At 61.2% G+C, this 14,961-nt stretch carries 14 protein-coding genes; 3 read left to right on the forward strand and 11 right to left on the reverse strand.

The features are described 5' to 3' along the window. The 4 genes from A3728_RS19260 to A3728_RS19275 form a co-directional block, all read right to left on the reverse strand. Positions 1–926 (reverse strand): phenylacetate--CoA ligase family protein (locus A3728_RS19260; protein WP_067927573.1); only part of this gene is annotated, 926 nt, incomplete at its 3' end. 26 nt (positions 927–952) lie between these two features. Further along, on the reverse strand, positions 953–2,113 hold the full coding sequence (locus A3728_RS19265) for an acyl-CoA dehydrogenase family protein (protein WP_067927575.1): 1,161 nt from the start codon (positions 2,111–2,113) through the stop codon (positions 953–955). Positions 2,114–2,122: 9 nt separating this feature from the next. Next, entirely contained in the window at positions 2,123–2,902 is a 780-nt protein-coding gene (locus A3728_RS19270; protein WP_067927577.1) for an enoyl-CoA hydratase/isomerase family protein, read from the reverse strand. After that, on the reverse strand, positions 2,899–4,080 hold the full coding sequence (locus tag A3728_RS19275; RefSeq protein ID WP_067927580.1) for an acyl-CoA dehydrogenase family protein: 1,182 nt from the start codon (positions 4,078–4,080) through the stop codon (positions 2,899–2,901). Before A3728_RS19275 ends, A3728_RS19270 begins: the two co-directional genes overlap by 4 nt. 128 nt (positions 4,081–4,208) lie before the next feature. On the opposite strand from A3728_RS19275, the gene A3728_RS19280 reads away from it, so the two are divergent. Further along, positions 4,209–6,209: an NADPH-dependent 2,4-dienoyl-CoA reductase gene (locus A3728_RS19280; protein WP_067927583.1), complete on the forward strand. Its 2,001-nt coding sequence runs from the start codon at positions 4,209–4,211 to the stop codon at positions 6,207–6,209. A 26-nt stretch (positions 6,210–6,235) separates the two neighbouring features. Further along, a complete protein-coding gene (locus tag A3728_RS19285) occupies positions 6,236–7,756 on the forward strand; it encodes a class I adenylate-forming enzyme family protein (protein ID WP_067927584.1) in 1,521 nt (506 codons plus the stop codon). A 20-nt stretch (positions 7,757–7,776) separates the two neighbouring features. Here A3728_RS19285 and A3728_RS19290 read toward each other — a convergent pair whose 3' ends face one another. From A3728_RS19290 to A3728_RS19310, 5 genes are all read right to left on the reverse strand, one after another. Beyond that, complete coding sequence (locus A3728_RS19290; RefSeq protein WP_067927585.1) at positions 7,777–8,232, reverse strand: PaaI family thioesterase; 456 nt, start codon at positions 8,230–8,232, stop codon at positions 7,777–7,779. A gap of 197 nt (positions 8,233–8,429) precedes the next feature. Continuing rightward, the gene (locus A3728_RS19295; RefSeq protein ID WP_067927588.1) at positions 8,430–8,933 is read right to left on the reverse strand and encodes a hypothetical protein; all 504 of its coding nucleotides are present in this window, start codon (positions 8,931–8,933) and stop codon (positions 8,430–8,432) included. Between the two features lie 4 nt (positions 8,934–8,937). Beyond that, complete coding sequence (locus tag A3728_RS19300; RefSeq protein ID WP_067927589.1) at positions 8,938–9,792, reverse strand: SDR family oxidoreductase; 855 nt, start codon at positions 9,790–9,792, stop codon at positions 8,938–8,940. Further along, the gene (locus A3728_RS19305; protein WP_067927591.1) at positions 9,789–11,726 is read right to left on the reverse strand and encodes an AMP-binding protein; all 1,938 of its coding nucleotides are present in this window, start codon (positions 11,724–11,726) and stop codon (positions 9,789–9,791) included. Before A3728_RS19305 ends, A3728_RS19300 begins: the two co-directional genes overlap by 4 nt. A gap of 113 nt (positions 11,727–11,839) precedes the next feature. Then, positions 11,840–12,601: a glucose 1-dehydrogenase gene (locus tag A3728_RS19310; RefSeq protein ID WP_067927592.1), complete on the reverse strand. Its 762-nt coding sequence runs from the start codon at positions 12,599–12,601 to the stop codon at positions 11,840–11,842. A 166-nt stretch (positions 12,602–12,767) separates the two neighbouring features. Here A3728_RS19310 and A3728_RS19315 point away from each other — a divergent pair, with 166 nt between their 5' ends. Continuing rightward, positions 12,768–14,090, forward strand: coding sequence for a TetR/AcrR family transcriptional regulator (locus A3728_RS19315; protein WP_236630567.1), 1,323 nt, complete (start codon positions 12,768–12,770; stop codon positions 14,088–14,090). Here A3728_RS19315 and A3728_RS19320 read toward each other — a convergent pair. After that, complete coding sequence (locus A3728_RS19320; protein ID WP_028093915.1) at positions 14,072–14,473, reverse strand: PaaI family thioesterase; 402 nt, start codon at positions 14,471–14,473, stop codon at positions 14,072–14,074. The genes A3728_RS19315 and A3728_RS19320 overlap by 19 nt on opposite strands. Continuing rightward, entirely contained in the window at positions 14,473–14,955 is a 483-nt protein-coding gene (locus A3728_RS19325) for a PaaI family thioesterase (protein WP_067927597.1), read from the reverse strand. The genes A3728_RS19320 and A3728_RS19325 overlap by 1 nt, the downstream gene beginning before the upstream one ends. Positions 14,956–14,961: the final 6 nt, after the last annotated feature.

Genomic DNA, 14,961 nt, shown 5'->3' on the forward strand with positions numbered 1-14,961 from the left:
CCCTCGGCGCCTTTTTCCCAAGGGATGATCTGGCCGCTTTCCGGGTCCAGCAGTTCGGTGATGACATAGTCCATGTTCACCATGTGCATTCCCGACTGGGCGTCGCACTCGGCCCAGTAGGTGACACCAAGATCGGTGCCGCCCAGCATTTCGGTGCATTTTGCACCCCAGGCGTCTTCGATCTTGGCGCGGATGGCCGGAATGCCGCCGCCGGGCTCTCCGCCGACGATCACCTGTTCGACGCCCAGCTCACTAGCCTTGCACCCCAGAACCTCTGGGGCTTTTTCTGCCAGGTGCAGAACGAAATTCGGTGCACCGACGATGCAACGCGGCCGCGTGTCTGCGCAGGCGCGCAGCAGACGTTCTGCACCGCCATCCGCCCCCACCGGCACATCGATCGTGCCCATGTACTGCAATCCCTGCATCACCGGGATGCCGCCGACAAAGCCCTTGGCCAGCGAAAACGCGTGCAACACCATATCGCCCGGTCGCACCCCGTTGGCGAAGAAGCAGCGCGCCGTCATCTCGTGCCACATCTCGGCGTCGGATTCGGTCAGAGCCACATACGAGGGGCTGCCGGTGGTGCCCGACGAGGCCTGCATCTGGATGATGTCCGACATTGGTGCCGCGCGGTGCTTGCCGAACGGCGGTTCGGCGGCCAGGCTTTCGCGGATCTCGGTCTTGTAGGTGAAGGGCAGCTTCTGCAAATCTTCGATGGTGCGGATGTCGTCGAAATCCACACCGGCCTCGGCGAACTTTTCCTGATAGAAGGTCGAGTTCGCCTTGAGGTAGGCCATCTGATCGCGCAGCCGCTCTTCCTGTATGCGGCGCACCTCGTCGAGTGGCGTGCCTTCGATCTCGTGCCAGAAGCGATCATTCGCCTTGCCGGCGGCGTCCTGACGCCGGAAGCGCATTCCAAATTGCATGTCGTCCTCCCTTCCGGGCCGCGCGATCAATAGGATCGCGGCAGGCCCATGACCTTTTCGCCGATAAAGCTGAGGCAGAGTTCGCGGTTCACCGGTGCCGTGCGCAGCAGGCGCACCAGCGGATACATCTCGTAGAGCCCCGTATCCTCGGTAAAGCCCGACCCGCCATGCGCCTGAAGCGCCGCGTCGACCGCTTCGATCCCGGCTTCGGCGGCGGCGTATTTTGCCATGTTTGACGACGCTCCTGCCGGCAGTTTGTTGTCAAACTCCCATGCCGCGCGACGGGTCATCAGGCTGGCCATCTCGACCGCTGAGTGCGCCTTGGCCATCGGGTGCTGCACGCCCTGGTGCGCACCGATGGGTTGGCCAAAAACATTGCGCTCGGAGGCATAGGCCACGCCCTTGTTCAGGGCGAACCGGCCGATGCCGCAGCAAAGGGCGGCCAGGATGATACGCTCGGGGTTGAGGCTGTCGAACAGGATCGAGAACCCTTCGTCCACCTCGCCGACCACATCCTCGGGGCCCAGATCGACCTCGTCAAAGAACAGGGTCCACTGTTCCTCGGGCAGGGGGATCGAGATCTTCACCCGCTGCTTGTCGACGCCCTTTTTCTTCAGGTCGACGGCAAATAGGGTAAAGCCGTCAGTCTTGCGGCTAACCTCGGTATGCGGCTGGGTCCGCGCCACAACCAGGCAATAGTCCGAGACCTCGGCACCGGTGATAAAGGTCTTCTCCCCGGACAGGCTGAACCGATTGCCCCGACGCTTGGCCAGCGTGGTGGCCTTCATCGTGTTCGACCCGGCCCCCGGTTCGGTGATCGCGAAACAGAACTGGATATCACCGCGGCAGGCGGCCGGCAGCAGTTCTTTCTTGTGGAACTCGCTCCCGTGGCTGGCGATATGGGCCAGCGACATGGTCGGCCCGACCACCATCATCAAAAGCGGAATGCCGTGATTGGCGGTGCCCTCCATGAACAGGGCCATTTCGGTCATGCCAAGGCCCGCGCCACCATATTCCTCGGGCACCATAATGCCGAGGAAGCCGTCATCGGCGATCTGGCGGAACATTTCGTGCGGAAACTCGTGCCTGCGCGCGTGTCTCAGCCAGTAATCGTTGTCGAACTTCTGCGCCAGTTGGCCGCCATACTCGTAAATCTGGCGTTGTTCGTCGTTCAAAGTAAAGTCCATGTGCTGTCCTCAGGCCTTGAATCTGGGGGCGCGCCGGTTCTCGAATGCGTCGAGGCCCTCGGCCACGTCATCGCTGGGCAGTGCGCGCACCGCGGCGTCACGCTCCAACCGCATCTGCTGGTCGACACCAAGGTCCGCGCCTTCACGCGCCAACCGCTTCATCTCGGCGATACCGGGACGCGAACGGGCGGCGATTTTCTCGCAGTATTCCAGCGCGGACTTGTGCAGGTCCGCATCCGGCACGATGTAGTTGACCAGGCCGGCCTCTTTGGCCTCGTCCGACTTGAGCCAGCGGGCCGAGAACATCAGGTCGAGCGCCCGGCGCTGCCCCATCAACCGCGTCAGCCGCTGCGAGCCACCCCAACCGGGAATCAGCCCGAATTGCGCATGCTGATCGCCAAACTGGGCGCTTTCGGCCGCAAAGCACACGTCGCAGGCCAGCATCAGTTCGATCCCGCCGGCCAGACACAACCCCTGCACTGCGACTACGACAGGGAGGGAGGAGGTTTCGAGCGCACGCAGGTTTTTCATGCCAAAGGCGATGAAATGGTCCAGCGCGGCGGGATCGTTCAATTTACCTTTCACTTCCACCAGATCGGCGCCGGTGCAAAAGTTCTTGCCTTGCGCCCGGATCAGGATCGCCCGAATATCCGGGTTCGCCTCGAATTCCGACCGCGCAGCAGAAATGCGCTCATGCACGTCAAGTGACAGGCAATTGAATTTCTCGGGGCGGGCAAGTTCGATGATGCCGGTGTTGCCCTCGGAAGTGACGAGGATGGGGCCGCTCATTTGGCGGCTCCCTTCGCCTTCTTGTCATACTGCAGCGCCATGCGACCGACCTTCTCGCGGGCGATCACCAGCTTCTGGATCTGCGCGGTGCCGTCACCGATCTGCAAGCCGAGCACATCGTTGTAGCGCTGGTGGTGGGGCAGGTCGGTGGTGTAGCCGTAATGTCCGTGCAGGATCAGGCACTGGTGCAGGATCTCGCAGGCGGTTTTGGGCAGGTACCATTTGCACATGGCAGCCTGAGAGGTGTGGGGCAGGCCACGGTCGCGCAGGTCCAGCGTGTAATAGCAAAGCTGGCGCATCATGGTCAGTTCGGTCTCGGCCTCGGCCAAGGGAAAGCTGACACCCTGATACTGCACGATCGGGGCTCCGAATGCCTCGCGCTCCTGAACGTAGGCCCAGGTTTCATCCACCGACGCTTGCGCGGCCCCCAGGCACTCCAGCCCGATCAGTGCGCGGGAATAGTCGAAGCCCGCCATGATCGTGCCAAAGGCACGGTCCTGTTCCGCCATCATATTTTCGGCCGGCACGAAAACATCGTCAAAGAAAACCGACCCGCGCCCGACAGGCTTGGTGCCGATGTCGTCAAAATGGGTGCGCTTGATGCCTTCCTGGTTCAGATCGACGAAAAAGGCGCTGACCCCGCGTGAGCCGCCGTCAGGATCGCCGGTACGGGCAAAGACGACCGCCGCATCCGCCTGACTGGCAAAACTCATGGATGTCTTTTCACCGTTCAGCCGCCAGCCGTTGCCGGATTTCTCGGCTCTCAGAATCAGGTTCGCCGCATCCGAACCGCCGCGCGGCTCTGTCAGGCCCAGGCCAATGACCGCATCACCCGAAACAACCTTGGGCACCCATTCCGACGCGATGTCCTTGGAGGCATGTTTGGCAACCATTCCGCCCATGAGAGAGCCCAGAAGCTGCACGTAACTTGCGTTGAAATCGGCATAGGCGATCTCTTCGACGATCAGCCCTGACGTGACAGAGCTTTCGCCGAGTCCCCCGAATTCCTCGGGCAGATCGGCCCCGATCAGCCCCAGTGCGCCCATCTCCTTGATCAGCGCACGGTCGAATGTATGGCCGCTGGCGCGTTCTTGATATGTGGGCGCAAGCCTTTCAGTTGCGAAGCGCTTTGCGGTCTCGCGAAACGCCTTTTGATCGTCTGTAGGCTGGAATTGCATCGGTGCTCCTCCCCATGAGCGAAAATCTTCTTTCCAAAAAAATCTAACAAATGTTAGAATGTAGATCAAGTGCAGTTTTGAGGAGGAGAACCAAAGTGAAAAATAGACCAGATGGAAGCTTTGAAACCATGCTCTCGCCCATCCGCGCAGGCCAGCATACATTGCGAAATCGTGTCATCATGGGGTCGATGCACACGCGGTTGGAAACCGAGCCTGACGGCATAGCCAAACAGGTCGCTTTTTACTCTGAGCGGGCGCGGGGGGAGGCGGCGATTCTGGTCACCGGCGGGTTTTCGCCCAATGCAGAGGGCATATTCGATCCGGAAGGTCCGCGAATCGATGTCCCGGAAGAAGCGCTTGACCTGCGCCCAATCTGCGAGGCGGTGCAGACCGAAGGCAGCCTGATCTGCGCGCAACTCCTTCACGCCGGGCGCTATGCAAAAATCGAAGGGTGTGTGGCCCCGTCGCCGATCCAGGCACCGATCAACCGTTTCATCCCGCGTGAAATGACCGAAGCCGACATTCTCCGTACCATCGAGGATTTTGCCGTGGCGGCCGCCAATGCGCAGGCCGCAGGCTTTGATGGCGTCGAGATCATGGGGTCCGAGGGATACCTGATCAACGAATTCACCGTCACCCACACCAACAAGCGCCAAGACGACTGGGGCGGCAGCGCCGCGAACCGCCACCGATTCCCGGTCGAGATCGTGCGCGCGGTGCGCGAACGTTGCGGCCCCGAGTTTCTGGTCATCTACCGGATTTCGGCGGCCGATCTGGTCGAGGGCGGCGCGCCCGCCGATGAAATTGCCGCACTGGCCCGCAAGATCGAGGCTGCAGGTGCGGATATCCTGAACACCGGCATCGGCTGGCACGAGGCCCGCGTGCCGACGATCGCCTATCCGGTGCCGCGCGGTGCCTGGCGCAAGGCGGCAGCCAACGTCAAAGCGGCGGTATCGATCCCGGTAGTTGCCTCGAACCGGATCAACACACCCCAGCTTGCCGAAGACATACTTGCCTCTGGCGATGCGGACATGATCTCGATGGCGCGACCGTTTCTTGCTGATCCGCATTTCGTGAAAAAGGCGCGCGAGGGCCGCGCAAACGAGATCAACACCTGCATTGCCTGCAACCAGGCCTGCCTGGATTTCATCTTTTCGGACCGGCCGGTCGGATGTCTGGTCAATCCAAGGGCCGGGCGTGAAACGGAATTCCGGGATACGCCAACCGACGCCCCAAAGAAGGTCGCTGTCGTCGGCGGTGGCGCAGCGGGCCTGGCCACGGCGGCCGAGGCGGCGCGGCTGGGCCACGATGTCACCCTGTTCGAAACGCAGGACAAATTGGGCGGTCAGCTGAATCTGGCCCGCGCCGCACCAGGCAAGGACGAATTCGACGAAACCCTGCGGTATTATGCCGGTCAGATGCAGAAACACGGGGTCACTCAGCGTCTGGGACAGCAGGCAGAGGCGAGCGATCTTGAGGGATTTGACCATGTGGTCATCGCCACCGGGGTCACGCCGCGCATTCCCGACCTGCCGGGTATCGACCATCCCAGCGTCGCGACCTACGCCGAAATTCTGTCCGGTGACCGCGAGGCGGGCGACCGTGTCGTGGTGATGGGGGCGGGGGGCATCGGTCATGATGTGGCCGAGTTCCTAGTGACCAAACCCGCCGAGACCGCCAATTCCGACGTCTTTTGCGAAACCTGGGGTGTGGACCCCGAATTTGTCTCCTCGGGTGCCCTGGCGGGCGACCCTCTGGCACCGAAGCCGTCGCGCCGCAAGGTCGTCATGCTGCAGCGCAAGACCGCTAAACCGGGCGCGGGGCTTGGTGTATCGACAGGGTGGATCCTGCGCAACGCGCTGCGCAAACATGGGGTCGAGGGAATGGGCGGCGTGACCTATGAACATATCGACGATGCGGGGCTGCATATCGTCGCGGACGGAATGCCAAAGGTCATCGCAGCCGATACGATCGTGCTGTGCACCGGTCAGGAACCGGAACGGGCCCTGGCCCAAGAGCTTGCCGCGCGCAGCGTCCCGGTTACGATGATCGGCGGGGCAAAGGAGGCCGCCGAACTGGATGCGCTGCGCGCCATTGATGAGGGCGTGCGCCTGGCGCAGGATCTCTGAACCGAGGCTCGGGCAAGGGGGAAACTATGCTGACCGACGTCATCCGCGCGGGGCGCGCTGATCTGTATTCGATCTTTAGAACCCGCGCACATGACTGCGCCCGCGCCCTCGCCATCGAGGACGGCAGCAGGAAACTGACCTATGCAGAACTGCTGGAGCGGGTCGATCGTCTGGCGGCTGTCTTTCTGGCACGAGGCGTGGCGCCCGGAGACAGGATCGCGATCCTGTCGCATAACCGCTCAGAATACCTGGAGGTCGAACTTGCAGCGGCGGGAATCGGCGCGATTGTCGCTTGCCTGAACTGGCGGCTTGCCCCCGATGAACTGCGGCATTGCATAGATCTGGTCGCGCCGGTTCTCGCGGTCGTCGAACCGGATCTTTCAGAAGCTTACCGGGCCGTCGCGGCAACGCCCTGTCTGACCATCGGGCCGGATCTGGAAACGGCTATTGCAGGGGCCGTGCCGGACCCGCGCACCGGAACCATGGTTGACGACCCCGAGGCCGGTCTGACGATCCTGTATACCTCGGGGACCACGGGCCTGCCCAAGGGGGCGCTTATCAGCCACCGCGCGCATATCGCACGATCCATGGTATTTGCGGCGCAGCTGGCGCTGGATCCCGGCGACGGGTTCATCGCCTGGGCGCCGATGTTCCACATGGCCTCCACCGATCATGCGCTGGCGACGATCCTGCGGGGCGGGACCGTGGTGATGGTGGACGGGTTGAGGCCTGCCGTCATCAACGAGGCGCTGTCACGCCACAGGATCGGCTGGTTCGTGATGATGCCCGGGGCGCTGGAAGCTTTTATTGCCGAACGACGCGCCAACCCCTTGCCGGTAAAGGGCATCAAGGTTTGTGGGGCTATGGCCGATCTGGTGCCGCCGCATCAGATCGCGGAACTGACCGGTCTTCTGGACACGCCTTACCTGAATTCCTTCGGGGCGACCGAAACCGGCCTGCCGCCGGGAACCGCCGATCGGATCGCGCCGGGTGTGACCCCGGACCGGCTGTCCAAACGCATCAGTGCCTTTTGCGAGGTGCGGCTGGTCGATCCCGACGACCGCGAAGCCCCCGAGGGAACGCCGGGCGAAATGGCGCTTCGGGGTCCGACGCTGTTTTCCGGGTACTGGAACGCCGACGACACCAACGCCCGTGACTTTCGCAACGGCTTTTTCCACATGGGCGATCTGTTCCGGCGCAATGCGGACGGCACCGTCGACTTTGTGGATCGGGCGAAATATCTGATCAAGACCGGAGGGGAAAACGTCTATCCGGCGGAAATCGAACGTGTGCTTCTTTCCCATCCCGATGTGGCCGATGCTGCCGTGGTCCGGGCCTTCGACGCGAAATGGGGCGAAAGCCCGGTGGCCTTTGTCGCCTGTGGCGATGAAGGGCCGGATGCCGAGGCGCTGATGAATTTGTGCCGCGAAAACCTCGCAGGCTATAAACGGCCGCGCGAGTTTTTTTTCATCGCGTTCGAGGATTTTCCTAGATCGACCAGTGGCAAGGTCCAGCGGCATATCCTCGAAGCCCGGCTCGCAGATTAGTTTTCGCTCCGACCCGATCGTCACCCCGCCACGCCCGTTCGCCCCACTAGCGATATAAGCGTTCCTGTCATCGTTGCGACGAGCTTTTCATCCTGCCCCTTCACGGCATAGGCACGCGCCTCACAAATGGTCAGCGTCCTGCCTGGTTTCACCACGTCAGCGACGAAACGAAACCGTTCGCCGACCGCCGGGTTGAGCAGGTTGATCTTGAATTCGGCCGTCAACACCGCCGCGTCCGCTGGCAGCAACGAAAAGGCCGCGTATCCGCAGGCGCTGTCCAGCGCTGTCGACACGATTCCGGCATGCAAAAACCCATGCTGCTGGGTCAAGGCATCCTCATGTGCCATTTCCAGAACGATGCGGCCGGGTGACAACTCGGCAATGCTGATCCCCAACGTGTTCATCACCTTCTGGCGATCGAAACTGTTGCGCACGCGTGCGTTATAGTCGGCGTTATTAGGTTTGAATTGCGTCATGGCGGGTCTTCCTCTTCGATTTCATTCGTAAATGACCAATCTTGGGCGGTCTTTGAGGCGCGTATCTTGCAGCGAAAGGTCAAAACGACGCGGAATAGACAGAGCGCGCAACGCTCCGGGCGGTTTGCCGGCGAAGAACCGGCAAGCGGCGGACAAGTGAGATTGATCGTAATATCCGGCGTCCAGCGCCAGATCGCTCAGCGGCAGGGTCTTGACGCAAACTGCCCGAGAGCCCGGCGAAAGCGTCGCAAGGTCGCTAGCCGCCGCCGCGACACGCCGGTTTCCGCCCGCACCTTTCGACGTTTGGTCCGGTCGCTGTAAGCTCCGGGTGGTGCGGCAAAGCGCAGGTCTCTCGCAAGGCCGTCAAGCACCGCGATGAGCGCAGGCAGGTCACCGTCCCCGGTCTGAACACGGGCCCGTTCTGAGGCCAACATGTCCAGCACTTCGGATTCGGGTAAGTGCTTGGGTCGTGACGACAGCCTCAGCCCGGCCACGACACCATGGAATGGCCTTGGGCGGGGAGTGAAACCCGAGCGCGGTGGCGCCAGCGATACACGCGCCCCGCCGCTGTCGTCGCGCGTTACCGAAAGGGTAAAGAGGTCGGTTGCGAACCGCCCGCGTCCACCACCGCTCAGCACATCGGTATCGAGGAACACGAACAGATGGTCGATCTGTTTGGCCGCTTCCTCGGGCGCCGCCATCAGATTACTTGACGAAAGCATCCCGGTTCTCGGCGACGAAATCGGCAAATCGGCGCGCCGGGCGTCCCATCACATCGCTGACCGTGGTCTCGATGCCGGCAAGGTAGCCCTTGGGCGCGATGGAAGCCAATTCGACCATGGCTCCGGCGACCTCGTCCTGCATTCCGCCAGCCACCATGCCCGCCTTGGCATTTTCGACCGACAGGGGCGCGCAGGTGACAGTGCGCCCGGTCACCTCGGACAGAAGCGCCGCGATATCTTCTCCGGTGAGAGCTTCGGGCCCGGTCAGGCCAAGAGCCTTGCTTTCGTACCCCGGAGCGGTAAGCGCCTCGGCGGCGACATCGGCGATGTCGCGTGCGTCGATCCAGGCCACGGGGCCGCCCAGATCGTCATAGTACACGGCGTCCTTTGCAATGTTGCCGGCCTGCCACAGCAGGTTCTGCATGAAATAGGTCGGCTGGACAAAGGTCCAGTCAAGGCCGCTTTGCTTCAGCAGTTCCTGGGTTTCCGAATGCCATTTGCCAAAGGTCAGCCCCGCCTTGGGCGACGCGCCAAGCCCCGTGGCCAAAACGATATGGCGCACGCCCGCGGACTTGGCCGCCTCGATCACGTTCGCCTTCCACTGGCGCATGTTCAGATGGGCAGGCGTGACCAGGTATATCTTTTCTGCCCCGTCACAGGCCCGCGCCAGCGCGGCAGGGTCCGTGAAATCCGCGACGACCGCCTCGCATCCTTTGGCCTTTAGCGCGTCTAACTTTGAGAGGTCGCTGGTGACAGCGCGCACGGTCGCGCCTTTTGCCAGAAGCGTGTCGACGAGGGGCGCACCAGTCGTGCCCGTGGCTCCGAAAACAGTGATCATGACTTTTCCTTTTGCAGGTCTGCGATGGGCTGAATGGTTTCCGGGTTGCTGATCGACGACAGATCGCCCGGATCTTCACCGAGAAAGGCGGCACGCACGACACGGCGCATGGTTTTCATGCTGCGGGTCTTGGGCAGCGCCTCGACAAAGTGAATCTCGCGCGGGCGGAAGGGTTTCGAGACGATCTCTCCGACCCGATCCTTGAGCCGGTTCACGAGCTCCACGTCCGGCGACACATTTGGCGCCGCCACGCAGACGCAGACGACGGCCACGCCCTTGATGTCATCAGGTGCCGCGATGGCAGCGGCGTCCACCACCTCTCCGGTTTCGGTCAGGGCCGCCTCGATCTCGGGCGGGCCAATGCGTTTGCCGGCGATGTTCAGCGTGTCGTCCGACCGGCCCAGGATATACCATGTCCCGTCCGGATCGCAGCGCACCCAGTCGCCGTGCCGCCAGAGGCCGGGGAAGGTGGACCAGTAGGTTTCAAGGTAGCGATCGCGGTCCCCCCAGATGGCCGGGGTCAGACCCAGAGGCGGCTGGGTCACGACCAGTTCGCCGACCTCGCCCGGTGCGGCTTCGCTGCCGTCCTGGCGCAGAACCTTGGCCCCGACACCCAGGGCCTGGGCCGAAAATCCGCCGGGCTTGAGCTCGTGCAGCACGGTCGAGGTCAGGATCGCGCCAAAAAGCTCGGTCCCGCCCGAGATGTTCAGCGGCACGGCTCGGCGGCGACAGATATGATCGAGCTGCCAGAGCCAGGCATCCTCGGTCCAGGGCTCGCCGGTCGAGGCGACGATGCGCAGGGACGACAAGTCATAGCCCGACAAAGATTCAGTATCCTGCGTCATGAACTGCCGTACCAGGGTCGGGGCCACGCCGAGATGCGTGACCTCCATCTCGGACGCAAGACGCAGCAGCCTGAAGGGATCGCCGGGCATTGATGGTGCGCCCTCGGCCAGCACCAGAGTCGAACCGGACAAGAGCACCGACAAAAGGGTAAGCGGTCCCATGACCCACCCCATGTCGGTCATCCAGAGGTGCCGGTCATACCGTTTCATGTCGAGGCAAAGCAGGAAATCGGCCGTGGCCTTGACCTGCACGCCCAAGTGGGTATGCACGACACCCTTGGGCCGCCCGGTGGTGCCCGATGTATAGGCGATGAGAAAGGTGTCATCGGGACTGACGGGAACGGCGGCAAACTCCGGACTGGCGCGGCCCACTGTTTCGGTCCAGTCCAGATCGCGGGCCGGATCGGCCACCGCACCGCCGAACCGTCGCAGGCTGATCACGGTATGAACCGATGGCACGTCGGTCAAAGCCTGGGCGAGGCTCGCCTCCATCCAGACCGGCTTGCCTCGCCGGGGTGTGGCATCCGCTGTCAGCACCGCCACGGCATCCGCGTCGTTCAGGCGCGATACGATGGCATGAGGCGCAAAACCGGAAAACAGCGGCACCGCAACCGCGCCCAGCCGGGCAATACCCAGAAGCGCGGCCTCGATTTCGGGGATCATCGGCATATAGATGCCCACCGCCTGACCGGGCCTTACACCGCGCGCGGCAAGGGCCGAGGCGACGCGGGAGGCTTCGGCGGTAAGGTCGGAATAGGTCCAGCGGCGGCGGCTTCCGTCTTCGCCGACCCAGTCGATTGCGACCTTGTCGCCCAAGCCATCGACAATTCGGGCGTCAAGACAGGTTTCCGTCAGATTCAAAGTACTCCCGACGGCCCACTGGATCGATTCAGGCCCTTCGGAGATATCTCGCAACCGGCTGTAGGGCCGCGCGAACCGTATCCCGGCATGGTCAATGATCCGGCCCCAGAACCAGTCTGGGTCTTCATTCGAACGGCGGACGAGTTCCTCGTAACTGTCAATGCCGCAGCCCGTCAGAAATGCGGTCAGCGTGCTTGTCCGCTGGATGTCAGAGCCTGGCTGAAACATTCGCAACCTTTCTAGAATGAAAAAGGGCCGCACAAAAGGCGCGGCCAGTCGGGGAGGTAACTCTTGGCACGGATTGGCAGCAGCGCCTTGAGTCCGGCGCTGCTGCCAGCGCTTTAACCGTGCATGGACAGGCCGCCCGAAACCGAAATCACCTGGCCGGTAATGAACCCCGCGTCGTCCGACGACAGAAAACAGATGATGCCTGGGTAATCTGTCGGCTGCGCCAGGCGCTTCATCGGAATCGCCCGCTTGAGACCCTCGGCGATCTTTTGACCTGCCTCGCCCTCGGCAAATTGAGCGAACAGAGGTGTGTCGGTCGGTCCCGGGGCGACCGCATTCAATTGTATACCTTTGCGCGCCAGCTCGCGCGCCACGGTCTTCGTGAACGAAATGATGCCGCCCTTGCAGGCTGAATAAACCGCCTCGCCGGATGACCCGACACGACCAGCGTCAGAGGCGATGTTAACCACGCGACCGCCGCCGCTCTTGACCATGCCCGGAAGCACCGCGTGATGCATGTTGAGCGGGCCGTAAAGATTGATGTCGATAACCTTTTTCCAAAGGTCGGCATCGGTGTCGAGAAACATTTTGCTGACGTCCCAGCCGGCGTTGTTCACCAGCACATCAATCGGGCCGCCGGATTCGAACTCGGCCACCGCCGTGTCGACTTGACTACGGTCGGTGATATCTACCTTGAAGGCCTGCGCCTTCCCGCCAGCCTCGGTGATCAGTCGGACAGTTTCCTCCGCCCCATCCTTGTTCAGATCGAAAACGGCAACTTCGGTGCCCTCTTCGCCGAACCGTTCGCACACCGCGCGGCCAATGCCGCTTCCACCGCCGGTCACAATGACCCGTTTTCCACTCAACCCTCGCATGGAGGTCCTCCTCTTCCGATAAACCTTTGTCAAGAACTTGATTCGGAACGTTCCTTGCATTATTCTAACATCTGTTAGATTTAATGCAATGGACAGTCTCGTGTCCTGCAAGTATCGAAATGGAATGGTACACGAGACTGACCCATCCAGGACACTGAGCGAAGACTTGAGCAAGTCTGAGAGAACACGTGAGGGTATCCTCTCGGCGGCCGCTCGACTTTTTCGGAATGAAGGCTATCACGCAACGACGATGCGCGACATCGCGCAGGAAGCTGGCATTGAGGCCGGCAGCATTTATTACCATTTTCAATCCAAGGACCAGATTCTGAGCGAAGTTCTCGAACTTGGTGTCCGTCAACTTTATGAGACGGTCAGCGAAATCGTTCGGTCGGCAACGACAAGTTCGGAGGATTTTCGCAAGACTTTCGGACTGCTGATTGAAACACACCTTACCTATCTATTGACCGACAGCGACTTCACGTCAGCCAATATTCGGAACTATCCGATGTTGTCGGACGAAACACGCGCCCCGCATCGCGAATTGCGTGCATCATATGCGGGTGCCTGGGGCAAATTCCTGAATGACGCCAAACGCGCCGGCCACCTTCGAAGCGACATATCCACTGCTGTGATCCGCCAGTTCATCCTGAGTGCCATGAACTGGACCGTAGAATGGTACGATGTCGACAAGTATCCGGTGCGCATCCTCGCGGAACGAATGAGTAAGCTGATACTTGACGGAATGTGTCCACATCGCAAGGCGGATACCGAAGGCTTGAAGCTGTGCCCCGCCACTCCCGCCAAAACCCCGGATCCCGACGGCAAGGCGGCTAAGACCCGTGCAGAAATTCTAAAGGCCGCAGCGCGCGTTCTGAGGGACAATGGCTACAAGGCGACCACGCTGAGAAAGATCGCGGAAGAAGCGGACATGAAAGCGGGCAGCGTCTATTACCATTTCAACTCCAAGGAAGCGATCGTTGACGAAGTTCTAAACGCCGGACTGAGGGACTTGCTATCAGGTGTCGAAGCCGCCGTTCGGAAATTCGATGCCCCGTACGATCAGCACGCCAGGATAGCGACTGCAATCTGGGCGCACCTGGATTTCCTCTTCAAGGCAAGCGAATTCACCTCGGCGAATATCAGAAGCTATGGAATGCTCCCCAATCATTTCAGGGAGAGGCACAGGGGTATTCGCCATGAGTATGGAAAACTCTGGGATCGGATACTCCGTGAAGCTCAGGACGACGGTGCCATACGGTCGGATATCAAGATCGTCCCCTTGCGCCAGGTGATGTTGGGTGCCTTAAACTGGACGGTGGAATGGTTCGACCCGAACAAGGCAGGAGTGGAAGGATATCTATCACTGCCTGAATTCTCCAGCATGCTCATCAATCTGTTATTGGAAGGCATTTGTAACCGGGAAGCGACCCCGTCCACAGGACAAGGTAGCCCTGAAAGCGGTTGCCCCGGTCAGACCAGAAGGAAGTGATACAGCCCTTCGGCAACCGCCTTTTCCCGATCCGTCTGCCAGCTGAGCACGCTGACGCTTGCCATCCGCTTGCCTTTGCGCGTGACATTGGCGCGCGCAAAAAGCGGTCCCTTCACACCGGGTCTGAGGTAATCGACGGTCAGGTTGATCGGCTTGGCCGGAACGTCGGCGAAATCGGGCTGTACCGCGATGGCGGCAGTGGCCTCCATAAAACTCGCGATTATGCCGCCATGGTAGTACTCCATGATCGGGTTACCGATATGGCGGTCATCAAAGGTCATTTCCGCCTCAGCATGGAGACTGTCTAGACTTCTGACCTCAAAGTTGAGAAATCGGAAGAACGGCACCCGGGATACATTGGCATTGACAGTTTGCACGTCCATCACGAGGTTTTTCCTTTTGTCATTGCGTCAAACAGGCTGGTTTCGCCGCGCGTCAATGCAAACGAGGCGGTTCCCCTGGCTATTTCAGCATCCTCATGGCCAGCGAACCAGACGCTGCCGGAATTGAAGGCGATGTGGCGGGTCTTGCGAAAACAATACGCTTGAACGATGACATCCGCGCGCGAGCGGGCCGGGCGCAGGTAATCAACTCTCAGGTCAAGAGTGGCCATGGTACTGACGCCTTCGATGGCAACAAAGTTCGCCAGTCCAAAGACACTGTCCAGAAGTGCCGTCAGGATACCACCGTGGAGCAGCGATTGTTTCGCATCGACGCAAAAGTCCGGATTGAACGGCATCCGAACCCGAACACCTTCCGTCGAGACCTCTTCGATCTCAAGCGCCATATGCGTTATCAGACCCTTGCCGCGCGCATTCCACATCTGCGCGATTTGCTCCATCTTCTTTTGGGTGATGTCTGACATGCGATC

The sequence above is a fragment of the Sulfitobacter sp. HI0040 genome (genome assembly GCF_001634885.1).
In the GTDB taxonomy this organism is placed as follows: Bacteria; Pseudomonadota; Alphaproteobacteria; order Rhodobacterales; family Rhodobacteraceae; genus Sulfitobacter.